Origin of the sequence: Marinomonas colpomeniae, assembly GCF_014803385.1 — a bacterium.
GTDB lineage: Bacteria > Pseudomonadota > Gammaproteobacteria > Pseudomonadales > Marinomonadaceae > Marinomonas > Marinomonas colpomeniae.
On record NZ_JACYFC010000002.1, the window covers coordinates 580,057 to 603,072 of the forward strand.

A 23,016-nucleotide genomic window follows, 5' to 3' on the forward strand; every position below is an offset into this window, starting at 1 on the left:
TGTAAGCACTCCTGACAATAAAAGCGTACAGTGAAGCCTGCGACAATGTTGTCGTGGGCTTTTTTATTGGCCCTTTGAAATTTTGGATTCTGTATGCGTTTGTTTGTCGTTTGTTTTGTTGTCTTATTATTTGGTGCTTCGCCTCTTCTAGCTGCGGATGATTGGTACCGTCCGTCGATTTCTGCGACGTGGCAATGGCAGTTAGATGGCGTGGTGAATGAAGACTACGACGTGGATATATACGACATTGATTTATTTGATTCCTCCGCTGAATTGATTCAACGGTTACAAGCATCAGATAAGAAAGTGATTTGTTACTTTTCTGCGGGTTCCTATGAAGATTGGCGCTCTGATGCAGCTGTATTTATGCCACAAGATTTAGGCAAAACACTCAACGGTTGGGACAACGAGCGATGGTTGGATATTCGATCAAAAAATGTTCGTGAGATCATGCTCGCGCGGTTAGACATGGCGGTACAAAAAGGCTGCGACGGCGTAGAACCTGACAATGTCGATGGTTACCGAACGAATACCGGTTTTTCCTTTCGAGCGAACGACCAATTAACCTTCAACCGCTTGCTGGCTGATGAAGCACACAAACGAGGCTTAGCAATCGGTTTGAAAAACAATCTTGATCAAGCGAGATCTTTATCTGATCACTTTGACTTCGCAGTGAATGAGCAATGCTTTGAATTCTCAGAATGCCGAACCTTGTCTATTTTTATTAAAAAAGGCAAACCGGTATTGAACGCAGAATATCGAACCATATATGTTGATAATACTTCCCAGAGAGAAAGTATGTGTCAGCAATCTCTGGCATTAAAGTTCAGTACATTGGTTTTGCCTAAAGATTTAAATGACAAGTTTCGAGTGAGCTGTCAGCCTTAGGCGCTTTATTCTTTATCATGTTTATTTTATTTGGCCTTTTGATTTATAGGACGACATCATGATTCCTTCTACTCATCCTTTATTTTGGCGAGATACTACTTTGCCTTTTGTTGAGCTTCGACAAGTATTAGATGGTCGTGATGTCAGCTACGCACCGCATTCTCATGAGGAGTGGTCGATAGGCGCTATTCTTGATGGTCAGAGCGAGTTTCTGTGTGCAGATCGGTTGCATACAGTGGAACAGGGTACTTTGGTGATGATGAACCCAAACGTGGTTCATGCTTGTAATCCCAACCAAGATTCACCTTGGGCGTATTACATGATGCATTTGGATAAAGCGTGGTTGGCGGCTTTACTGTATAAAACGAATACAAGAAGCACTTTGGATTGGCAAGACAGCCTGCAAGATACCTTGGTTAATGAAACCTTCTACGACGATTTCATTAACATGTGTGAACACCTAATGTCCAAGGCGTTGGAATCTTGTGAGAAAGAGCAATTATTACAAAACTATTTTATTGGTTTGTTCACTCATCTAGATAATGCAACGGAATCCGTTAGAATACATTTGCCAGCCAATAAGCTTTATGACGTTGCGGATTATTTGAATCAACATTGCCTAGAAGAAACCCCCATCAATCTTGTTAGTTCAGAATTTGGTTTCAGTACCGGATATTTAGTACGTGCATTTAAGCGCCATTTCAATATGACGCCGCACGCCTATCGATTAAATCGACGGGTTCAATTAGGCCAACAGGCACTAAAAGAAGGACAAGCTATCGCCGAAGTTGCGCAAGCCATTGGCTTTAGCGATCAGGCGCATTTTCAGCGAGTTTTCAAAAAACGAGTGGCAGCCACGCCAGATCAATATCGTCGCTCTGTGTCACACATGTAGACCAAAACGCTTAAATAAATCAGACCAGAATCATCACGCAACTCCCAGCCAGTAAAATGGCGAGTGTTTTATTCATTGCACGCATTTTCGCTGGGCTCTGAAAATATTGCCCCAATAGAATCCCTATTCCAACCCAGACACCTAATGACAACCAACAGATAGGCAAATACAAACTGGCAAACAACAAAACTTGATCAGTCGTGGCTTCTGGAATGTAAGCGGCAATACCAGACACGGACGCTAACCATGCTTTTGGGTTGAGCCATTGCATAATCGCGCCAGTCATAAAAGTTGGTGCAGAGCTTGATGAATCCGCATTAAGATCGCCATTGTCCATAAACAGCTGATAACTTAAATAGAAAAGAAAGGCGATACCGAGCCACTGCAATACCAGCGTTAGCCAAGGTAATGCGCTGATGATATGTTGCAGACCAAGACCAATCATCAGAAAAAGAAAGATAAACCCAGTACTGGCACCAGAAACAAAACGTAAGCCTACTTTTGCGCCATAACGTGCACTACCGCTTAAAGAAAGTAGGTTAACTGGGCCGGGTGACAAAGAAGCCGCCAAGGCAAATAAAGACATAGACGTAATTAAAGACAAAGTCATAATATGTTTCTCAGAAATTCAAACAGGCGCTTACTATCGTCTTTGAGGTATCCTGAGTATTGAACAAAATTGACCTTTTAATTATTAATGACAAGGAATCACGTGAATCATTTTCGTCTATTGGCTTTATCTGGCAGCTTGCGGGCAGCATCATTTAATACGGCTGCGTTACACGCTCTGGCACAATTAGCACCTGATAATGTCAATGTCTTGATAAGTGGTTTGGGAGATATACCTCTCTTTAATCCAGATCTGGAAAACTCAGCACCAAGCTCTGTAATAGCGCTAAAAGAAAAATTGCGAGCTTGTGATGGGTTGATTATTGCCAGTCCAGAATACGCCCATGGAATGACTGGGGTATTGAAAAATGCATTGGATTGGCTAGTGAGCGGCGATGAGTTCGTCGATAAACCAATTATGTTGATCAACACATCGCCTAGAGCGACCCACGCGCAAGCATCATTAAAAGAGGTGCTAATCACTATGTCAGGGAAACTAATCGAGAACGCACAAGTCACAATACCTTTACTCGGTAGCCAACTTGATTGTCAGGGTATCGTCGCCCATGTGGATATTTCTCAACAATTGAAAACAAGCCTTAACGAATTATGTGAGGCTATTACTCAGCTTAAATAGGAAGAACTATGATTCGCCATGTATTGTTTATTCAGTATAAAGATCAAGCTACAAAAGAAGATATAGCCACTTCATTACGTAATTTTGAGGAAATTAAGAACAAAATAAAAGGTATTGAATCGGTCGAATGGGGTTTGAACAATAGTCCTGAAGGACGCAATAAAAATTATACACATTGCGTGTTTATGACATTTACCGATGAAATAGCGCGGGATAATTACCTTCCACATTCTGAGCACGAAGTGCTTAAAACTCAATTAGGGCCGATACTAGAAGACATTATCGTCTTTGATTACGGCCTTTAATAGAGAGTGGAAAATGTCTAGCCCGAGCAATAAAAAGCCCGTATTAGTGTTAGCTAAAACGGGCTTTTTCAGTTTCGCTTTAAAATTTACTTATTAAGTTGAGTGAGTAATTTCTCTGCAACGAGTTCTGAGCTTGCTGGGTTTTGTCCTGTAATCATCAGTCCATCTTGAACGGCGAAAGCGGCCCAATCAGCGGTGTTTTTGTAGTCTGCACCACGTTTTTTCATTTCATCTTCAAGTAAAAAAGGCACGATATCGGTTAATTGTACGGCAGCTTCTTCACTATTCGTAAAGCCAGTAACGGTCTTACCTTTGATAAAGTATTCGCCATTCGCATCTTTAATGTTTAAGAAAGCGCTTGGTGCGTGGCAAACAGAAGAAATCGGTTTGTTAGCTTGTATAAAGCTTTCGATTAAAGCAATAGATTCTGCATTATCCGTAAGGTCCCAAAGTGGACCGTGGCCGCCAGGATAGAAAACAGCATCAAAATCATCGTGCTTCATGTCCGCTAGTTTATGAGTGTTAGCTATGATGTATTGTGTTGCTTTGTCGTCATAGAATCGAGTCGTTGCGTCTGTTTGTGCATCTGGCGTTTCACTATTTGGGTCTATCGGTGCCTGTCCGCCTTTTGGTGTTGCCACGATAACTTCTGCGCCAGCATCAATGAAAGCGTAATAAGGTGCAGCGAATTCTTCTACCCAAAAACCAGTTTTGTGGCCAGAGTTGCCCAAATCAGAATGTGATGTTAGAACAACTAGAATTTTATTTTTGCTCATGAGGAGCTCCTAATGAATATGTCGAATGAATTAATTAACTTGTGATTAGTCTATAGAATTAAGTTAATAAACGTAATTAGGAGGTATTCGACTTCATTGGTTTAATATTTGATACAATCGAAAAGATAAAAAATTTATTAGATACAGTGAGCTGTTGCTATGGAAGTTTCTTTTGAGCAGTTGAAAAGTATGGTTGTGTTCGCTCAAGTAGTGGATCAAGGCAGTTTAACCGCCGCGGCGAAAGTCATGGGCATTTCTCGTGGTGTAGTGAGCTACCATTTAAAAAAATTAGAAGAACACTTGGGCGTAAAATTACTCAATCGTACGACTCGTTCTTTGTCTTTAACTGAAACGGGAGACGCCTATTATCAGCGATGTCGCACCATTGCATATCAAGCTCATGAGGCAAACCAACAAATTGAAAAAGCCAAACAAGAACCTGTCGGAAAATTAAAAATCACCTGTCCGGTGAATTTGGGCCTACAAGTCATAGTGCCTGCACTTAATGAGTTTCGTCGACTTTATCCATTAATAGAGCTGAATGTTTCTTTGAGTGATGATGTCGTTAATATTATCAAAGAGGGCGTTGATCTTGCTATTCGTGGTGCGCCATTATTAGATTCAGGCCTGCAAGCCAGTAAACTCAAAACGTTTGAAACCTGTCTATGTGGTTCTCCTGATTATTTTCGTCGCCGTGGTCGTCCAACGCAACCTGAAGAATTGTATGATCATGATTGGGTCGTATATACACCAGCGGCGAATACCGTGCATCTTTCTCAGGAATCTCGATCTTTTAGTCTATCGGTACATGGCTCCGTGAGTACGAATAATGCGGCGGCGAGAACCTTGTTTTTAGAAGGTGGCAATGGCATAGGAAAAATACCCATGTACGATGCGATACCACGCATTAAGAGAGGCAGCTTAGAGCGTATTTTGGCGGACTACCATTGCACAGGAATTGATGTTTATGCTGTCTTTCCTCCAGGAACTGCAGAGTCAAAAAAACTACGTTTATTATTAGATTTTCTAAAAGAGTCTTTTACGCGTTTGCATTAAAAACAAGGGCAAGACTTGATAGCATGTCATTGTAAATGGCGTTGCTTTTTTATTCTGTAAATTTTCACGATGAAAATAGGCAAATCCACTCATTAAAAGGAAAGTAATATGCTATCTCGTTTGGTATTAGGTTTTAGTTTCTTTATGTCAGCTTTGATGGCGGCACCTGTTACAGCAACAGAAGATGAACAACTGACGCAAACTGTTTTTGAGCTAGAGCGTAGTGTTGCCATTTTACAGTTGTCTAAGGCAAATCTAGATGATTATCAAACGATGCATAGTAAAGTGGTTTCTCTTGAAAGCAGGGTGAGTTTTCTTGGTAATGTGACTTTTTTGTTATGTGTGGGATTGGTTATAGTATTTTTTCAACTACACCGTCAAAAAAAGCGTTTTTTGTTTCTAGAAGAAAGACTGGAATCAAGATCACTTGAAAAAACACAACAGAAAATATCATGAATACGCCGATAGTATTGATGATCATTGATATGCAAAAAGGCATGTCGTGGCCGCAAGCTGGTGTGCGGAATAATCTAAACGCAGAGCGCGATATCACAGAGCTACTTGCTCATTGGCGTGGGAAAAATCAACCAGTGGTCCATGTTCTTCATCATTCTACAGAGCCTGATTCCTTGTTTTGGCCTGAACAAGAAGGCGCAGAGCCACAAGAGATGTTTCTACCATTAGAAAATGAGAAGGTTATCGTGAAATCTGTACCTGATGCGTTTACGTATTCTAACTTGGAGGTTTGGTTGAATACACAAGGCATTCAGAGGCTTGTGATTGTTGGGGTAAGTACGAATAATTCAGTAGAATCGACGGTGAGAAGTGCGGGCAACTTAGGTTTTAAAACCTATGTAGTCGCCAATGGATGTTTTGCTTTTGAGAAAAAAGATTTCGATGGAGAAATGCGCAGTGCGCAAGAAGTACACGCCATGTCGTTAGCCAATCTTGATGGTGAATATGCCACCGTGATTACTCAGGCTGACGCTCTCTTGCTTTGTAAGCAATAAAAAAGCGGGTCAATTGACCCGCTTTTAACAATACATTTCTGTTTAGAGCTTTAGAAATCGTAAGCCGCACTTAAATAAATCCGACGACGCTCACCAACGATAGCTCCTGATACGTCATTAAAGCCTGAAAGTGCGTATTTATTATCAAATAAGTTTTTGATGTTGGCCTGGAATTTCCAATCCTGCCATCGTGTTTGCCAAGAAATATCATAAATAGTGTATGACGGAATGGTATATGGTCCTCCGTCATCAGCATCTGTACGATCTGTTCTTTCGCCGACGTATTCAGCACCAAACGCAATAGACGAATCTATGTTAGGAAATTCATAGCGAGTCCATAGACCTATTTGATGATATGGGTTGTTAGCTAAAATTCGGTCTGCATCTCCTTCGTCTGCGATATCGCTGACTTCTACATCAGTGTATGTGTAACTGATATTGGCAACCCAACGTGGTGTAATGTCCACAAGAACATCGACTTCGAAGCCTTGGCTTTGAACCTCACCAACAGCCACGGTATTGTCGTCATCATCTTCAGTAATCGTATTGTTACGGACGATATGATAAACCGCAGTATTGACGTTCAATCGGTTATTTAGCAAATAGCTGCGTACACCGACTTCAAATTGTTTCGCTTCTTCCGGATCAAACAGACTACCATCTTCCGAATCGGCTTGGTCAGAAGCGCTTTGTGGGGTCAGACTTGTGGAAAAGGAAGTGTAAGGTTTAAATTCCTTGTTGAGATCATAAGTCGCACCTAAGCGAGTAGAGTAGCCAATATCATCATATGAGGCATTTTCTGATGAGTCTGTATTATCTACAAAATCTTCAGAAAAGTAATCAAGACGAGCACTGGCTAAGAGGTTTAACTTGTTTGTGGCTTGCCATTGGTCTTGAATATAAGCACCAATTTGATTTAGCTCAGTTACCCTATCTCTATCTACATCCATAACATAAGAGCTGATGTCGTCATCATAAGTAGGGTCGGTTAAGCTTAAATTAGAGACACCGTCAGCTTCTTTATCAGCATAAATGAACAATTCGTCTTCACTAGCGAAGTGGTAATCTGCACCGGTTACTAAGGTATGATCGTCTAAATCTGCCACAAAGTAAGAGGCTAGATCGAGTCCTTTATAGATACGAGTTTGATCTTGGTATCGACGAGATACTTCATCATAAACTCCGTCAGAATCATTATCGATTAAAGCTCTAGCTTGGTGATATTTAATAGTTTCTTCTGTTTCGTAATAACGTAAAGTGAAGTTACTGTCTAACCAACTATTAATAGAGTGTTGTAAGTTGGTTTGGAATATATCGGCTTCAAATTCTTGATAATCATCTGGCTCGTTACTGTTCCATGAAATGTCTGTTAAGAAATTACCATCGGAATCAATTGGTACACCGCGTAAACGTTCACCTAATTGGTAAAAGTGTGTGTATTGCAGTGTTAAGGTTGTGTCATCGTTGATATCCCAAGCGTAGCCAAGGTCAATGATTTCATTATCTTCTTCTACATTGTTACGGTAAGAACCTTCGGTGCTGCCATAAATACCCACGCGATAGCGCTGGGAACCATCTTCATTCGCTGTGCCAGAAGATTCAACACTGCCACTTATAAAATCTTTGTTACCAGCCGTTACTTCAATCGTATTTTTCTGCTCGTAAGTTGGTTTTTTAGTTACATAATTGATCACACCACCGGCTTCACCTGCACCATAAAGCGCGCCAGAAGGGCCTTTTAAAACTTGGACTTCCTCAATATTGAAAAGCTGAGGAATAGTAAAGGTTCTGAACGGGTCGCCTTTCACACCATCGTAAAGTACTTGGCTTTCTTGTTCGAAGCCGCGCATTTTAACTATGCCGTAATTTAAGTAGGAAAGACCAGAAATAGAACGGAAAAGGTCTGGTGCTTCGTTTGCTGCTAGATCCTCAATCAGGTCTTGTGTGATGACTTGAACAGACTGAGGTGTTTCATCAATCGAAGTGTTAGTTCGTGTGCCGACAGAAGCTTCATCTTCTTTATATAGTGTTAGCGCACGGCCTTCTACCTGAAGTACTTGAAGCTCAACCGTGTCGTTAGATGATGTGCTGTTTGCTGATCCTTCGGCAAAAATAGCAGTAGAAAATACAAGCGCTCCGCAAGCTTGCATCATTAAGATAGATGTTTTTAACATTGTATAGAAACCGTATAGATGAAGAAGGATTGATATGGTAATGCTTTCAATAATGATTATCAATTACATTTGTAGATTAACTATTTGGGAGATGAATTTGTCGGTAAGCCGATTTTGATGGACGAGCGCGCAGTGCCGAAGAAGTGCATGCTATGTCACTCGCCAATCTCCATGATGAATATACGACGGTTATTTCGCTTGATGAGACTTTAGCCTTCCTTTCCTAGTATTCTTACCAATTCCTGAGCGATGACTTCCGCCGCCATGGTTCCTCTGGCCCGTGACCAAACATTGGGATCATTTGTGTGATAAACCTGTTTATTTTGGACTGCTCGTAATAATCCCCACAAGTATTCATTTTCCCAAATATTCACAATATCTTTGTTGCTGTAATGTCCAATAATCAAGTATTGAGGGTTTATAGCGAGCAGTTGTTCAAGCCCTGTATGTACGGAGGCTTTTTGATCTTTTATGAACGCTGGTGTGGCTATTCCCAAAGACTGAATAACGCTGCCAACATAAGATTTTCCCGGATGCATGGAAATATAGTTTTCTTGAGCGACACCAAATTGTACTTCAATATTTTGAGGGAGCTGTTTTGCAAATCCAGCCATAATGTCTTTATGTTGGGCTAAACGCGCCTGCATTTCTTTGTCTTTACCGAGCACTTTACCAATCACGGTAGCGGCTTCGATGTTTTTTTCATAAACCACACGACGGGATGGCAGAATTAAGGTGGGCGCGATTTTGTTTAAATCTTCGTAAATGACTGCATGGCGATCAAAGTCGGCAATGATCAGATCCGGATTCAAAGACGCAATGACTTCTAAGCTTGGTTGTGATCGTGTACCAACCGATTGCCAGTCTCCTATGATGTCTTTTATCTGTTTGATGATTCGTGTTTTGTCTTTGTCGTCCGCAATACCGATAGGTCTGGCATTTATAGATGCTAGAGCATCCACAAAAGAGAACTCTAAAACTACGATACGTTTTGGCACATAATCCAGAGTGAAAGTACCTTGGCTGTCTTGTACTGTCACCGCTTTCGACATTATGGAAAATAAGAAGCAAAGAGCCGTAAATAGAATTTTTGAGAATAGGTTCATGGTTGGCCTTTATTCGACAACACACATGGGTGTTTTAGCGATTGGGTCTTGGTGTATTTGGGCGTTTAAAGAAAACACTGATTTCAGCATGTCTTTCGTCAGCACGGTTTCTGGTTCGCCTTGTGTGATGATTTCACCGTCTTTCATTACGATTAAATGATCGCAATAACGCGCTGCTTGATTGATGTCATGAAGTACAGTGACGATGGTTTTCCCTGCATCATTCAATGTTTTAAATAATTCCATAAGCTCAACTTGATGACTTAAATCCATGTAGGTTGTTGGCTCGTCTAACAACAAATAAGGTGTGTCTTGAGCGAGCGTCATAGCGAGCCAAACACGCTGTCTCTGTCCACCAGATAACTCACTGACCAACTGTTCTGCAAGTTCCGCCACACCGACTTTATCCATCGCATCTTGAATGACTTTGTTGTCGTCGGTGGTTAGCCTCCCCCAAAAACCTGTATAAGGACTACGGCCATAGGCGACTAAGTCCTTCACCTTAATACCTTCTGGGATCGGTTGCGTTTGAGGTAATAAAGCGAGTTGTGTTGCCAAGTAGCGAGACGGTTCTGTAAGCAGGTTTTTACCTTGCCAATGAATCTCACCTTCCATAGGCGATAAAATACGTGACATGGCTTTGAGTAGCGTCGATTTACCGCAACCGTTTGGCCCGAGTAGGGCCACAATCTTGCCATCTGGAATTATCAGGCTGACATCTTTCACAATGGCTTTATCGTGATAACCAACCGATAAATTATGAGTGCTAAGCGACATAAAGCATGTTGTCCTATGAATGTTGTCTTATGAATACGGTTCTATCTGGTTTTAAGCAAAAGCCAAAGAAAATACGGTGCGCCAATAATCGCCGTCATAATGCCAGCGGGCAGTTCTATTGGTGGGTTAATCGTGCGAGCCAATAAATCTGCCAGCAATAAAATCACCATACCAACCACCATGGAGCAAGGCAGTAAAATTTGATGACGACCACCAACCAAACGACGCGCCAAATGGGGCGCAATTAGTCCTAAAAAGCCAATCGGACCACAAATAGCCACGCAAGATGCTGTTAAGCCAACAGCAATTGCTAAGGCAGATAGGCGTGTAACTGGAATAGAAACGCCTAAGCTGGTGGCGACTTCATCTCCTAGAGAAATAAGGTTCATTCGCTTCGCCAACCAAAAAGCCAAAGGCAGTAACACCAACCAAGGCAGAATCATAAACACCTGATCCCAACCTCTTCCCCATAAACTGCCCGTTAGCCATAACAAGGCATTATTGATTTCAAGTGGTCGAGTCAGCATGAGAAAATCCACAGCGCTGCTGTACAGAGCCGCCATAGCAACGCCAGTAATAGCCAACTTAATAGCACTGCTGTGTGCGCCACACAATGCCCAAAGCAACAATGCCGCCGATATGCCGCCTGCTAACGCCGCCCAAGGTAGCCAGAAAATAGACACACTGGGAAACAGAGTCATTAGCACAACGGCAGCCAGACCTGCGCCTTGACTGACACCTAATACATCTGGTGAAGCCAATGGGTTACGAATCACGCCTTGTACTAAAGCACCAGACAGCGCCATCATTGCGCCAACTAATACAGCAAGAACGGCTCTCGGAAAACGATACTCATGGATCGTAAAATAGAATTCTGAATCCGGTGTAAAGCCACTTAAAATTTCGCTAATAGACAAACTGACAGCGCCGAAAGACAAGCTAAGAACAACCAGAAAAGCTAACAGAGAGAATAAAGAGAAAGAAACGAATAAGGTTCTCATGAGGTTCGTGCCCTCACCATATAGATAAAGAACGGTGCGCCAATAAGCGCCAAAATTGCACCAGCTGGCGTTTCGATGGGATAGATAATAGAGCGACTGACGACATCCGCAATCATGACTAACAGTGCGCCCATTATCGCCGCGATCGGTAGTACTTTGCGATGATCTTGCCCAACCAATGATTTCGCCATATGAGGCACTAACAAACCAATAAAGGCGATGGACCCCGCCACACTCAATGCAGCACCGACGAGAAGTAACACTAATAAACTGCAAATAACCCGAGCCCAACCTAGTTTTACGCCTAAACTGCGTGCGTTGTCTTCACCAAGATTGAGTAAATTCAACGTAGGGCTCATTAAAAAAGCGCCAAGCAAACCAACCAACGCCATTGGCCAAAGCTGTTGCCAATGACTCCAACGGGCATCAGCAACACTGCCTGCTAACCAGGTTAATACACCAGCGGCTTGATCTTCATGCAAAATTATCATGGCTTTTGTTAGTGCGGCACATAAAGCTGAAATGGCTACGCCAGCCAAAACAAGTCGACCATGTTCGTTACCACCACGCCATGCAGCACCCAACAACATGACTAAACTCCAAGTAATCGCGCCACCAATAATGGCGGCAACAGATGTACCGAATAAACCAAACCAAGGTGCGATGGTTGATACCGTTGCCATACCAAGTGCGGCACCCGCGTTAACGCCCAATACGGAAGGCGAAGCCAGCGGGTTACGAGTAAGACCTTGCATAATCGCACCGGCGACAGCCAAACAAGCCCCAACAACCGCTGCAACTAGTACGCGTGGTAAGCGTAAGTCCAGCACAATGCTGTGAGCAATAATGTTTTTGTCTGGATGCAGTAAAGCGGTTAATGCTTGTTGCCCTGTAATCGGCACAATGGACCAAGAAAACAAAGACAACCAAGCAAATAAGCAAAGTAAAAAGGACAGTATGAAATACTGTCCTAGGTAGGGAAGGTTTTTGAATACATTCAACATGGTGTTATTTTGCAAGCACCGTCACTAAATCTTGAGCCATTCTTTCAGCAGCCATGATTCCACGGCAACGTGCCCAGACGTTACCGTTAACGCGATGAACATGTTTGTTACGGGCAACTTTTAGTACGGACCACAAAGGTTCGCTCTGCCAATTATCCACTACATTAGGTGACGTATATTCCCCAACGATTAAATATTCAGGGTTAATTGCCAGCAGTTGTTCTAAACCAATCTGACGGCTTGCTTGTTTGTCATCACGACTCAATGGCGGATTTTGTAAGCCCAATGCGTGAATCACGCCGCCAGCATAGGAATTTGCCGTATGAATATAAAGGCTGTCTTTTCGTGCTACGGTGAATTGCACTTCAGCATTTTCTGGGAGTTGCTTCGCGGAGTTTTGCATGCTGACTCTGTGTTCTTGCAAGCGCTGTTGTATTTGAGCTTCTTTCCCAACCACCTTGCCAATAATGGCTGCCGCTTTGAGGCTATCTTCGTAAGTCTCGCGACGTGATGGTAAAATTAAAGTGGGAGCTATTTTCTGCAGATCTTCGTATACGCTTTCATGACGTCCAATGTCTGCAATGATCAAATCAGGCTTCAACGACGCAATCACTTCTAAACTAGGCTGCGAGCGAGTACCGACAGATTGCCAATCACCGATCACATCTCGAACTTCTTTTAAGACACGAGTCGCGTCTTTGTCATCCGCAATACCAACAGGGCTGATGCCCACGGAAGCCAAAGCATCAGCAAAGGAAAATTCTAAAACAACAATACGTTGTGGTGTGTAGTCTAGAGTAAAAGTGCCTTTACTGTCCTCTACAGTTACCGCATGAGAAAAGGCTGAAAAACAGAATAAAAAAACGATAGAGATCGCGGAAAGGAAGCGCAGCATTAGTAAAACCTTTTTGGATAATAGTTGTTACTAATGATAACACTTCTCAATTCTATTTAAAGTGTTGTTGATTAACTATCAAAACAAAGTTTTCTATCATTATACGTTCAGGAAGGTGCTAAATACTTTCTCCTGGCTCTATTTTGAAGGGTAAATTGATGACTTTTTCAGTGACGGGATTACCTTTCAAACGAGACAATAAATGCTCCGCCGCCAAGCGACCAATCTCTTCACGAGGCGTAATGACGGTCGCTAATAATGGCACCATGACCCTTGCTATATCGTGTCCATGAAAACCAGCAATGCCCATTTCTTCTGGAACTTTAATACCTGCCTTCTGACAAGCAAAGAGAGCACCAATCGCTAAATCATCATTGGTACAAAAGATGCCATCTGTGTCAGGTTGTTTTTCTAAGGCTTCTTTCATGAACTGTTCACCCAATGAAAAAGAGGATGCGCTGTCTGTGCTGATACACATTTCAGTTAAGCCATTGTCATGCATTGCTGCTTTGTAGCCCTGCAATCTTAATAAAGTTCTTTGGTCCATTCGAGCCGCGAAATAGACAATTTTAGTATGACCTTTTTTGATCATGCATTCTGTCATGGCATAAGCGGCTGCTTGGTTATCAATACCAATGGCTTGTTCAATTGGTGGCGATGTAGAGTCCATGATTTCAATAACTGGAATGCCAGCCACGCTAAGCATTTTTCGAACCCGTTCAGTATGATAACTTTCAGAAATGATAAGACCATCAACATTATAAGAAAGTAAGGTGGCAATACGGGATTCTTCGGCTTCTTGACTGTAGCCATAATGAGCCAACATAGTTTGGTAGCCTGCAGGCTCTAAGATTGACTCAACTCCGCGTATTACTTCGGCAAAAACGTGATTGGTTAAGGATGGTAGTAAGACGCCAATCGCGTGGCTTTTAGATTTGGATAAAATATCAGGTGCGCGATTAGGTATGTAGCCTAAATCGTCTAATGCTTCTTTGATTTTTATTCTTAGCGGAGGAGAGACTTGATCAGAATTTTTCAGGAAGCGACTCACCGTCATTTTTGTTACGCCAACTAAATTTGCAACATCTTGTAGTGTGGGGCGCTTATTTTTCATACCTGAGCTTTTCATATCAAGAGATGTGTCCATGAATTGTTACCTGTAACATTAGCATAAGCAATTCATGGCTAGAAACAAAAATAGGTAATTTAGTGTGATTGTCTTTAAAAGGCATAACCTAGTTGTTATGCCTTTTTTCTTTGATTTTAAGATAAAAACGAAAGTGCTTCGTTCAAAACTGCATCTGCGTCTTGAGCAATATCAATGACAAATGCTTCTTCTTCTGTAGGTTCAATCAAGGTTGAAAATTGGCTTTCTAGCATCTCACGACCTTTAAAATAATGGTCGTTACGTTTTTGGTGACGCTCCCAGATTGTATCGATACTGCCTTTCAAATAAATCATAGCCACACCCTCTAAACCTTGACGGAGCATGGTTCGGTATTCTGGCTTTAACCCAGAGCAGGCAATAACAGCGGTTGGGTTATCAATTAATAATCTGTTGAGTGCAGCTAACCAATCTTTTCTGTCGTCATCTGTTAGCGGAATACCTTGACTCATTTTTGCTACATTGGCTTCACTGTGAAAATCATCACCATCAAAGAAACGATAGCCAAGTTTATCTGCGATGTTTTTACCTATTAGTGACTTGCCTGAGCCTGACACGCCCAGTACCACAATTTTTTTAATCATATTGTTAAATCCTTATCCCTTGCTGTTATCAGCAAGGGTGTATCTGTATCGTTCAAAAAATCGTCTTTAGAGGTATTTTTTCTCCGTTGACTATTTCCACCAAAGGGCCAATTCTGGGAAAAATATAACCAAGGCGAGCACGACAACTTGGATACCAATAAAAGGAAGTAAAGAGCTGAATATTTCACCTAGACTAATGTCTTTAGGTGCAACAGATTTAAGGTAGAAAGCGGCAGGACCAAAAGGCGGCGACAAGAAAGATACCTGCATATTTAAACAGAACACGACACCAAACCAAATTGGATCTAAGCCTAGACCTGTAATAATGGGCACAAAGATTGGCATGGTTAATAATGCGACTCCTACCCAATCTAAGAACATACCTAAGACAAATAGAATCAACATCATGATCATGACGGTGCCCATGACGCTGCCACCACTTAGAGCAAGTATGATTTCTTCAACAAAATCGATACCGCCCATAAGGTTGTAAACACCAACAAGCGCGGTTGCACCGATACCGATCCAGATGATCATGCCACAGGTGCTCATGGTCGCTTTAGCGCTGTCTTTGATCATGGAAAAATTAAGTTCACCGCGAATAGCGGCACTAATCAAAATACCGACAACACCCAGTGCAGACGCTTCTGTTACCGATGCGACACCTAAATAAATACTGCCTAAAACGATCATTACTGTAAGTAGGGGAAAGAAAAGTGCCTTGAAATAGTTGATATCATCGTCAGCGGCAAGCTCTTCTTCTGTTGGTAACGGCGCATATTCAGGATGGATACGACATAAAATAAGTACGTAAGCCATGTAGGCAAAAGCCAATATAAAAGCAGGTAAAAATGCGGCTTTAAATAAATCACCAATAGAAACACTGGCGGTTAAACCGTAGATAATCAGTACGATACTTGGCGGTAACATGGTACCTAACGCACCCCCAGCACAAGTTGTTCCGATGGCGAGCTTACGGTTATAGCCGAGACGTAACATTTGCGGTAACGCTAGAATGCCAAGCAGAACGGTTTCACCACCGATAACGCCAGACATAGAAGCTAAAACAATTGCGACTAATAATGTTTGTACCGCAACACCGCCACGAAGTTTACGGCCAAATACCTTCATTGCATCAAACAGATCGCGGGCAATGCCAGACCTATCCAGCAGTGCCGCCATTAGGACAAACATGGGAACGGCGAGGAAAACATAGCTGCCGACAAAACTGTATAGGCGGCTAGTAATCAGCGGCAATGCACCAACACCAAACCAACCGACTGCAAAAACCAACGCAACAAGAGCGGTAACAAACGCCAACTGCATACCCGTTAGCAATAATAGAATCATAGAACCGAGCATGAGTAGGCTGCCGTAGCCTATGCCCATAACAGATAAATCAAACATTTTTGCGTTTCCTTAGGCCATTAATCTCTTGGATTAGGTGCAGTAAAAATTGTATAAACATGATACTTAAGGTAAGAAAAATCATGCCTTTTACTAGCGCTGGAAACGCAGGATTCCAAGCTGAACCAGATGTTTCTAAACGCATTTCACCGAATGGCGAAAACCAGGAATCTTGTACCATTTGATAGGCTGCCCAACTTAATAAGCTCGAAAAAATTAGCCCCATAATATGGTGAAAAATATTTAACCAACGTCGAGTTGTGTCTGAAACCATATCGTAGATCAGCACGACACGAACGTGTTTGTTAATTGACATCGCATAAATTCCGCCGTAAACAAATAAACAACCACCTAGAAAGGAAGCTGTTTCGTGTACCCAAATAGTAGGTGCGTTGAATACATAGCGCATGAGTACTTCGTAAAAAGAAATAGCAACGGTGAGGATAAACAATAAACTCAAAGCATTACCAAGCTTATAAATAAAACGATCTAAAGCGTTTTTTGGCTCGTCGGAGTTATCTGTAACAGGAGGATGAATGGTGTCTTTCATAATAGGGTCCAATGAAAAGCAGGCGTAAAATTACGCCTGCTTTGCGTGGCTTAATAAATCATCTAAGTTGTGTATTTACAGCTTAAAGAAGACCGTTTGTTTCTAGGTAGGTCGTAATTGAATCGTATACTTTCTGGGCATTTTTTGAACCCTTAGCAAACTCTTCCCATTGCGTACGAGCAATCGCACGGAATTTCTTACGCTCTTCAGCAGACCAATCATGAATTGTGATATTTGGATCAGCTTGTGCTGCTTTTACCGCGATTTGATCTGCGATATTCAATTGAGTTGTTATATCTTGAGCAAAGTCACGTACCGATACCGTAAGAATTGCTTGGATATCCGCTGGTAATTTGTCCCATTTCTTTTGATTCATTGAAATATCGATCAATGGTAAAGAATGGAAACCAGGCTGCACAGGGTGTGTTGCAATGTCATTCATACCGGCTTTTTGGTTTGTGGAAAAAACCGTGTAGTCAGCCGCATCAATAACGCCTTTGCTTAGGCCAGTGAATACTTCAGAACCAGGTAGATTTACTGGCGCCGCGCCTGCAGCGGCAAATACGCGCTGAACCAAACCTTCTGGAGCGCGAAGTTTTAGACCTTTAAGATCTTCCACGCCGTTCAATGGAACACGAGAAACAAAAGACTCTACTCCAGTAGTTGAACCGCCGATGAATTTCACGCCGTAAGGTGCGTAAAGTTCAGTCATTAACTCGTAACCACCACCGTAGTTTACGTATTGTAGAAGTTGCTGAGTACTTGACCATGCGCCAACTGTATTACCAATTAATCCAAATGCTGGATCTTTACCGGAGAAAAATTCCGTTGCAGTGATGTGGCCATCTAAGATGCCCAATTTGATGCCATCAAGGGTTTCAGTATGTTTAAAAACACTACCAACAGGCAGTAAATCGATATGAACACGACCGCCAGTCATGGCTTCAACGCGTTCCGTCCACTCTTTTTGAACTTGGAAGTTTTTGTCGCCCGCTGGATCGGAAGACTGGAACTTGAATTTGTAATCTGCAGCAATAGCAGAAGTAGAGAGTGCGCCAGCTAAAGTGGCAGTTAGAAGAACTGTACTAATCTTGCTCATGATTTTACTTCCTGATGATTATTTTTTTTAGGAAAAGAGTATTAATTCCGATCATATGTTACCGGTAACTCTAAAGTGAATGTTACCGGTAACTTTTCCTTCTAGTCAAGCGTTAGATAGTGAATTGAGTGAAAGATTTTATAGTCGATTGATATATAAAAGAAATCTAACTCAGCGAAATCAAAACGTATTGTGCCTAAAAGTATGTATGTGGCTTTTCTTAGCTTTAGACATTGGTCTAAGAAACGTTTTGTTATCTATAATAAAAGCGCACACTCTCTTACTGATTAGTCGCTTATTGATTAGTCTCTTATTTATTAGGTTTTTTTTATTGGTTAAGAGAATAATAATATGGCTGCCATAGATATTCCTGAAGTCCACAAATTCATTACAACTATTCCTCCTTTTTCGAGCTTAGATTTACCAGAAAGAACCCGCTTATTAACCGGCGTTTCCATGTTGTACGTCCGCCAAGGTCAAGTTTTGTCATTGGAAAACGAAGCGGCAACGGTACATTTGATTCGTCGAGGGGCGTGTGAAATTCGTACGCCAAAAGGCGGGCTGGTGGATCAAATTGCGGATGGTGAATGCTTTGGTGTGTCGAGCGCCATGTCGCAAAACCCTGACGGTTTACAAGTTGTCGCCATGGAAGACAGCTTGGTGTATCGATTTGATAAAACTCACTTTTTAGAGGCACTTGAAAAGAACGAAGCCTTTGGTCTTTTCTTTGAACACACTCGCCATAATCGCTTGAGAAAATTGTCTCGTAGCCAGAGTAATGAACTGGCTTCGCCAGCATTGCAGCTTTCTACACCAGTTGCCCACATCATGACACGCCAGCTGATTTTGGCATCGCCCACTGAAACCGTACAAACCATTGCCATGCGCATGACAGAAGCGCGAGTCAGTTCGATTTTGGTGGTAGATGGTTCGCGCTTATTGGGTATCGTCACAGATCGAGATTTACGTTCACGAATATTGGCGTTGGGAGGTTCGTCAGACTCTCTAGTGGCCGATGTCATGACGGCCTCGCCGGTGAGTTTGCTTCCGGAATCTCTAGTAATGGAGGCGCAGACCTTAATGAGTGAAAGCAATATTCACCATTTGCCTATCGTTGATGATAAGCAAAACGCCGTTGGTATGTTAACCGCAGCGGATTTATTACGTCATCAAGAACTTAGCCCACTGTTATTAATTAATCAGATTCACCGGCAGCAAAATGTAGAGACCTTGGCTCACGTTTGTAAACAATGGCCAACCTTGATCATTAATTTGATCGTAACGGACATGAAGCCAGCTGATATTGGCAAAGTATTGGCGACAGTCAGCGACAATTTAACGCGGCGCTTGATTGAACTTGGACTGGAAAAGTTTGGCCCCGCGCCGATGGCCTTTCAATTTTTAGTGTTTGGTTCTCAAGCGCGCAAAGACCAATCGTTAGGCAGTGATCAAGACAACGGTTTGATGTTAGAGCGTGATCCTTCAGAAGAGGAAAGTGTCTATTTCGCTAACTTGTCTGAATTTGTGTGTCAGGGATTAGGCTTATGCGGTGTTCGACTTTGCCCTGGCAATATTATGGCGAGCAACCCTGAATGGCGAATGACCCGCGCAGGTTGGCAAAAAGCCTTCTCCAAGTGGATAAAAAGCAGTGCGCCGAGTGCTTTGCTTCATGCGAGTATCTTCTTTGATATTCGTTGCGTGTACGGAAATGAAGAAGCGGTAGATAGTTTGATTCAATCGATGCAGTTGGAAATCAGTAAAAACAGTCTGTTCCTAGCGACATTGACGCGCAGTGCTTTGGTGACAAAACCGCCATTAGGATTTTTCCGACACTTCTTATTAGAGTCGTCAGGTGAACACAAAAACCAATTGGACCTGAAGCATCAAGGTTTGGCGCTTATTAATGATTTAGCGAGGTTGTATGGCTTGTCCTGCCAAACCTATCGAGTCGGAACCTTAGAGCGTATTGAACAAGCGATTCGTGAAAAGCTGATCAGCGTGGATACCGCTCGTAATCTGATGGATGCATGGGATCAGCTTAATGAATTACGCTTGGAAACCCAGAGTGCTCATTGGCAATCAACTGGAAAAGCGAGTGCGTATTTAGATCCTAAAAGTTTAAGTTCACTAGAACGAAAACATCTGAAAACCACCTTTAGTATTATTAGCGATGTGCAAGACGTGGCTCAGCAACGCTTTTTAAGAGGTTACAGCTAGATGCTAATAGAACCGATGCAGAAGCTGATACACAAGGCGAAAGCGTGGCATTTGTCTCGTCAATCAACAAAACAAGATTGGGCTAATTGGAACTATTTGGTGTTGGATATTGAAACGTCTGGGTTGGACGCTAAGCATGATCATATCGTCAGCGTTGGCTGGGTTTGCATTCAAAATGGTGTGATTGAGTTAGACAGCGCTCGCCATATCTTGCTTGAAAATGCAGAGATTGGCGACAACGTTGGCATTCACATGATTATGGATTCTGATGTGGAGCGCGATGGTAAAAGGCAAGAAAGTGTTTTGCGTTATCTTCGGCATTTACTCAGAAATCGAATCTTAGTCATGCATCACGCGCCACTGGAATTGAGCTTTTTGAAGCAATCATGGCAAGCGTTCGCCTTGCCTTCTTTTTCGGTCAATTGGTTAGACACCTTGGCGATTGAGCGAACGAAAAATAACCGCTCCCAGCAACCCATTCAAGACGGTGGTTTTCGACTTGGAGCTTGTCGAGTACGTTACGGATTGCCTGAATATGAAGGCCACGATGCGTTAACCGATGCCTTAGCAACGGCGGAACTCTTGTTAGCGCAAATCGCCTACCAAGGTGCGGATTGCCGTCTGCACGACCTAAACCAAATGGGCAGCGGAAAAACCTGTTTTACGCCGCGTTAATGCTAACCTGTTCCGCATTCTGGATCGCCAAACCAAAACCATTCGCTCGACACTGTCGTTTGACCTCGTTCATCGATTTTGCTTTGCCTCACGGAATTGGCGCTCCTTGTTCTCATACTCCTGTGTGGAATGCATAGTGTTCTATTTTTGCGCGTTTGTACTGGTAGATAAATGAAAAGCCTCTTAGTATCAATCAACAAGGTTTTGCAGCATCGAAATAACGTGTTGTAGATAAAGAGAATAATGCGTGTGCGCGCTTTGCCAGTATTTAGCTTTGTTAATACATTTAGTAATGGCTTTATAATTAGTACGTTATAGAGATATTTGAGTGGTTTTGAAATTGTCTAAACGCATGTGCGCACTATTAAAGCTGTTAGGTATAAGGGGTTGAATTTACGATGATAGAGAATTTGATAGAGCAAAAGCCAAAATTCTATGGGTGGGCATATATTGTTTTCGTAATTGCTTACTTTGTAATTTATCTATCTTTTCAATGTGCTTTAGGATTGCCGGAGTCTTGGGTAGATAGTGCATATTTAAGTTTGATGACAATTACTACGTTAGGATTTGGAGATATCACACCAACAACAGATATTGGGAAAATCGTCGTATCTTCTCAGGCATTTTTCGGGGTTATGATTTTAGGGTTATTCTTGAACTCTCTATCTCACGAGAGAAGTAAATCACTATCAGAAACAGAGAAAAAAATCGAGCAAGATAGAAAGGAGGAGTTGAGAAAGAGCTTGGAAATGCACTCTTGCTTATTGCTGGATGTGTTTAAGTCCGCTAATCCCTTTGCTTGGGATAAGCATGCTAAATATAGCGCTTCAATGGACGAGCTTGAAGATTTCTGTAGGTCAACTTACTCAACAATTAATACTCTAAAAAATGAAGTCGGCCCATTGCATACAAAAATGCTACTTGAGACTGTGCATCAGAACTATGACACCCTTTTAAGTTTAACTCCCGTTGCTGCTGAGATATCGAGTGAGTACCTAGTAGTATGGAGTTCACTCCTAAGTAATGTCAGGAACCTCAAGCAGCAGTATGAAAAATCATTGGAAGCAGTTAAAGAGGGTGGATCCATTGATTGGCCTACAAATAACGATATTTCCCAGCAAGTCCAAGAACTTATACAAGCAAGTTTATTCATAAGTAAGCGAGAGCAAATCCCAAACAAATCAAGCAAGAAGAACGCGTAAAAGCGCGCCTCTTCTTGAAGAGTTAGTTGTTTGACATCATAATCTAAAGTATTTGAAAATAAGTAAAATTAGGGAGGAGAGTGAAAAATGAATTTCAGAAGCTACATAATTTCATCATTAATTCTGGGTGTATTATTTATATCTCAAACGGCGACAGCAGTTGATGGGTATAAAGATCTCAAATTTGGAATGTCTGCAAAACAAATTGTTGCGAGTAATGTTTGTACCCTGCAAAAATATGAGTCTGGCCAGATTGGAGTAGAGTATTACGGTTGTGATGATTTCATGTTTGGTGGTGAGGCAGTAGAAGCTGGTGCATTTTTTATTGATGATAAGTTTTTGAGGTTCGCTATTGCACCTTCTGTTGATGTTGCTCTTAGTCTAGCAAACGGACTTTCTGAGAAATATGGTTCACCTTCTTCATCTTCAACTCAGAAAGAATTTCAGGCTGTTGATGCTTTACCAAACAGGGAGGCATTTTTAGCGTACGACAAAAACACGGTATATTTAAAGCTAATGTCCGATGAAAACTATACTCAAAGTGCTATCTTGCTTTATACATCACCCAGCTATGATATCTTGTTATTGAAAAAACAAGATAAGTCTATTAGTAACGATCTGTAATCATTTCTATTCACTACGGATAAGTTTATTAAAAATACAACTAACAAAAAAAACAATCGCCAGTAAAAATACACTGGTTGGGACTCGTAACAACTGCGAGTTCTGGTTGTAGACGTTAAATGGCCATGGATAATATTATGGGTATTTTTAGACGTTGGTGAGACAGGTTCATTTCAAAAGTTATCTACCAAAGTAAATTCGGAGAATTTGGTTATATTCTATAACCCATCTATAGAAGTATTACTTGAAAGAGTAAAAGGTGAAGAGCTTGGTTATAGTGAAATTGAATGAATACGTAGCAACGCACCAGCAATTGCATGATCTCAAGAAACCCATAAGTCAACTTTTTACAGTCCCAAT

Annotated in this window: 24 protein-coding genes; 11 read left to right on the forward strand and 13 right to left on the reverse strand. The window is 41.9% G+C overall.

Annotation, left to right across the window (positions count from 1 at the left end; genetic code table 11):
* Positions 1–93: 93 nt before the first annotated feature.
* Both IF202_RS07935 and IF202_RS07940 read left to right on the forward strand, forming a co-directional pair.
* Complete coding sequence (locus IF202_RS07935) at positions 94–888, forward strand: endo alpha-1,4 polygalactosaminidase (RefSeq protein WP_191594339.1); 795 nt, start codon at positions 94–96, stop codon at positions 886–888.
* A gap of 58 nt (positions 889–946) precedes the next feature.
* The gene (locus tag IF202_RS07940) at positions 947–1,783 is read left to right on the forward strand and encodes an AraC family transcriptional regulator (RefSeq protein ID WP_191594340.1); all 837 of its coding nucleotides are present in this window, start codon (positions 947–949) and stop codon (positions 1,781–1,783) included.
* A gap of 19 nt (positions 1,784–1,802) precedes the next feature.
* Here IF202_RS07940 and IF202_RS07945 read toward each other — a convergent pair whose 3' ends face one another.
* A complete protein-coding gene (locus IF202_RS07945; RefSeq protein WP_191594341.1) occupies positions 1,803–2,393 on the reverse strand; it encodes a LysE family translocator in 591 nt (196 codons plus the stop codon).
* A gap of 102 nt (positions 2,394–2,495) precedes the next feature.
* On the opposite strand from IF202_RS07945, the gene IF202_RS07950 reads away from it, so the two are divergent.
* Both IF202_RS07950 and IF202_RS07955 read left to right on the forward strand, forming a co-directional pair.
* Entirely contained in the window at positions 2,496–3,029 is a 534-nt protein-coding gene (locus IF202_RS07950) for an NADPH-dependent FMN reductase (RefSeq protein ID WP_328797209.1), read from the forward strand.
* A gap of 8 nt (positions 3,030–3,037) precedes the next feature.
* Complete coding sequence (locus IF202_RS07955) at positions 3,038–3,334, forward strand: Dabb family protein (RefSeq protein ID WP_191594343.1); 297 nt, start codon at positions 3,038–3,040, stop codon at positions 3,332–3,334.
* An 86-nt stretch (positions 3,335–3,420) separates the two neighbouring features.
* Here IF202_RS07955 and IF202_RS07960 read toward each other — a convergent pair whose 3' ends face one another.
* Positions 3,421–4,110, reverse strand: coding sequence for a type 1 glutamine amidotransferase domain-containing protein (locus IF202_RS07960; RefSeq protein ID WP_191594344.1), 690 nt, complete (start codon positions 4,108–4,110; stop codon positions 3,421–3,423).
* Positions 4,111–4,269: 159 nt separating this feature from the next.
* Between IF202_RS07960 and IF202_RS07965 the strand changes: the two genes are divergently transcribed.
* The 3 genes from IF202_RS07965 to IF202_RS07975 all read left to right on the forward strand — a co-directional run bounded on the left by IF202_RS07965 (position 4,270) and on the right by IF202_RS07975 (position 6,176).
* A complete protein-coding gene (locus IF202_RS07965) occupies positions 4,270–5,166 on the forward strand; it encodes a LysR family transcriptional regulator (RefSeq protein ID WP_191594345.1) in 897 nt (298 codons plus the stop codon).
* Between the two features lie 108 nt (positions 5,167–5,274).
* On the forward strand, positions 5,275–5,622 hold the full coding sequence (locus IF202_RS07970) for a hypothetical protein (protein WP_191594346.1): 348 nt from the start codon (positions 5,275–5,277) through the stop codon (positions 5,620–5,622).
* Positions 5,619–6,176, forward strand: a complete 558-nt coding sequence (locus IF202_RS07975) for a cysteine hydrolase family protein (protein WP_191594347.1) — start codon at positions 5,619–5,621, stop codon at positions 6,174–6,176. The genes IF202_RS07970 and IF202_RS07975 overlap by 4 nt, the downstream gene beginning before the upstream one ends.
* A 50-nt stretch (positions 6,177–6,226) precedes the next feature.
* Here IF202_RS07975 and IF202_RS07980 read toward each other — a convergent pair whose 3' ends face one another.
* From IF202_RS07980 to IF202_RS08030, 11 genes are all read right to left on the reverse strand, one after another.
* The gene (locus IF202_RS07980) at positions 6,227–8,350 is read right to left on the reverse strand and encodes a TonB-dependent siderophore receptor (RefSeq protein WP_191594348.1); all 2,124 of its coding nucleotides are present in this window, start codon (positions 8,348–8,350) and stop codon (positions 6,227–6,229) included.
* Between the two features lie 209 nt (positions 8,351–8,559).
* The gene (locus tag IF202_RS07985) at positions 8,560–9,456 is read right to left on the reverse strand and encodes a Fe(3+) dicitrate ABC transporter substrate-binding protein (RefSeq protein WP_191594349.1); all 897 of its coding nucleotides are present in this window, start codon (positions 9,454–9,456) and stop codon (positions 8,560–8,562) included.
* Positions 9,457–9,465: 9 nt separating this feature from the next.
* Positions 9,466–10,233: a Fe(3+) dicitrate ABC transporter ATP-binding protein FecE gene (fecE, locus tag IF202_RS07990; protein ID WP_191594350.1), complete on the reverse strand. Its 768-nt coding sequence runs from the start codon at positions 10,231–10,233 to the stop codon at positions 9,466–9,468.
* A gap of 41 nt (positions 10,234–10,274) precedes the next feature.
* The gene (gene fecD / locus IF202_RS07995) at positions 10,275–11,234 is read right to left on the reverse strand and encodes a Fe(3+) dicitrate ABC transporter permease subunit FecD (protein WP_191594351.1); all 960 of its coding nucleotides are present in this window, start codon (positions 11,232–11,234) and stop codon (positions 10,275–10,277) included.
* Complete coding sequence (locus IF202_RS08000; RefSeq protein WP_235963360.1) at positions 11,231–12,253, reverse strand: iron chelate uptake ABC transporter family permease subunit; 1,023 nt, start codon at positions 12,251–12,253, stop codon at positions 11,231–11,233. Before IF202_RS08000 ends, fecD begins: the two co-directional genes overlap by 4 nt.
* Positions 12,243–13,133: a Fe(3+) dicitrate ABC transporter substrate-binding protein gene (locus IF202_RS08005; RefSeq protein ID WP_191594352.1), complete on the reverse strand. Its 891-nt coding sequence runs from the start codon at positions 13,131–13,133 to the stop codon at positions 12,243–12,245. The genes IF202_RS08000 and IF202_RS08005 overlap by 11 nt, the downstream gene beginning before the upstream one ends.
* A 118-nt stretch (positions 13,134–13,251) precedes the next feature.
* Positions 13,252–14,280, reverse strand: coding sequence for a gluconate operon transcriptional repressor GntR (gene gntR, locus IF202_RS08010; RefSeq protein WP_235963362.1), 1,029 nt, complete (start codon positions 14,278–14,280; stop codon positions 13,252–13,254).
* Between the two features lie 116 nt (positions 14,281–14,396).
* The gene (locus IF202_RS08015; RefSeq protein WP_191594353.1) at positions 14,397–14,882 is read right to left on the reverse strand and encodes a gluconokinase; all 486 of its coding nucleotides are present in this window, start codon (positions 14,880–14,882) and stop codon (positions 14,397–14,399) included.
* Positions 14,883–14,972: 90 nt separating this feature from the next.
* Positions 14,973–16,289, reverse strand: a complete 1,317-nt coding sequence (locus tag IF202_RS08020) for a TRAP transporter large permease (protein ID WP_191594354.1) — start codon at positions 16,287–16,289, stop codon at positions 14,973–14,975.
* The gene (locus IF202_RS08025) at positions 16,282–16,839 is read right to left on the reverse strand and encodes a TRAP transporter small permease subunit (RefSeq protein WP_191594355.1); all 558 of its coding nucleotides are present in this window, start codon (positions 16,837–16,839) and stop codon (positions 16,282–16,284) included. The genes IF202_RS08020 and IF202_RS08025 overlap by 8 nt, the downstream gene beginning before the upstream one ends.
* 82 nt (positions 16,840–16,921) lie before the next feature.
* On the reverse strand, positions 16,922–17,938 hold the full coding sequence (locus IF202_RS08030) for a TRAP transporter substrate-binding protein (protein WP_191594356.1): 1,017 nt from the start codon (positions 17,936–17,938) through the stop codon (positions 16,922–16,924).
* Between the two features lie 351 nt (positions 17,939–18,289).
* On the opposite strand from IF202_RS08030, the gene IF202_RS08035 reads away from it, so the two are divergent.
* The 4 genes from IF202_RS08035 (at position 18,290) to IF202_RS08050 (ending at position 22,656) form a co-directional block, all read left to right on the forward strand.
* The gene (locus tag IF202_RS08035; RefSeq protein WP_191594357.1) at positions 18,290–20,155 is read left to right on the forward strand and encodes a putative nucleotidyltransferase substrate binding domain-containing protein; all 1,866 of its coding nucleotides are present in this window, start codon (positions 18,290–18,292) and stop codon (positions 20,153–20,155) included.
* Positions 20,156–20,830: a 3'-5' exonuclease gene (locus IF202_RS08040; RefSeq protein ID WP_235963364.1), complete on the forward strand. Its 675-nt coding sequence runs from the start codon at positions 20,156–20,158 to the stop codon at positions 20,828–20,830.
* A 398-nt stretch (positions 20,831–21,228) separates the two neighbouring features.
* Positions 21,229–22,032, forward strand: a complete 804-nt coding sequence (locus tag IF202_RS08045) for a potassium channel family protein (RefSeq protein WP_191594358.1) — start codon at positions 21,229–21,231, stop codon at positions 22,030–22,032.
* 87 nt (positions 22,033–22,119) lie between these two features.
* Entirely contained in the window at positions 22,120–22,656 is a 537-nt protein-coding gene (locus tag IF202_RS08050; RefSeq protein WP_191594359.1) for a hypothetical protein, read from the forward strand.
* The last annotated feature ends 360 nt before the right edge of the window (positions 22,657–23,016 follow it).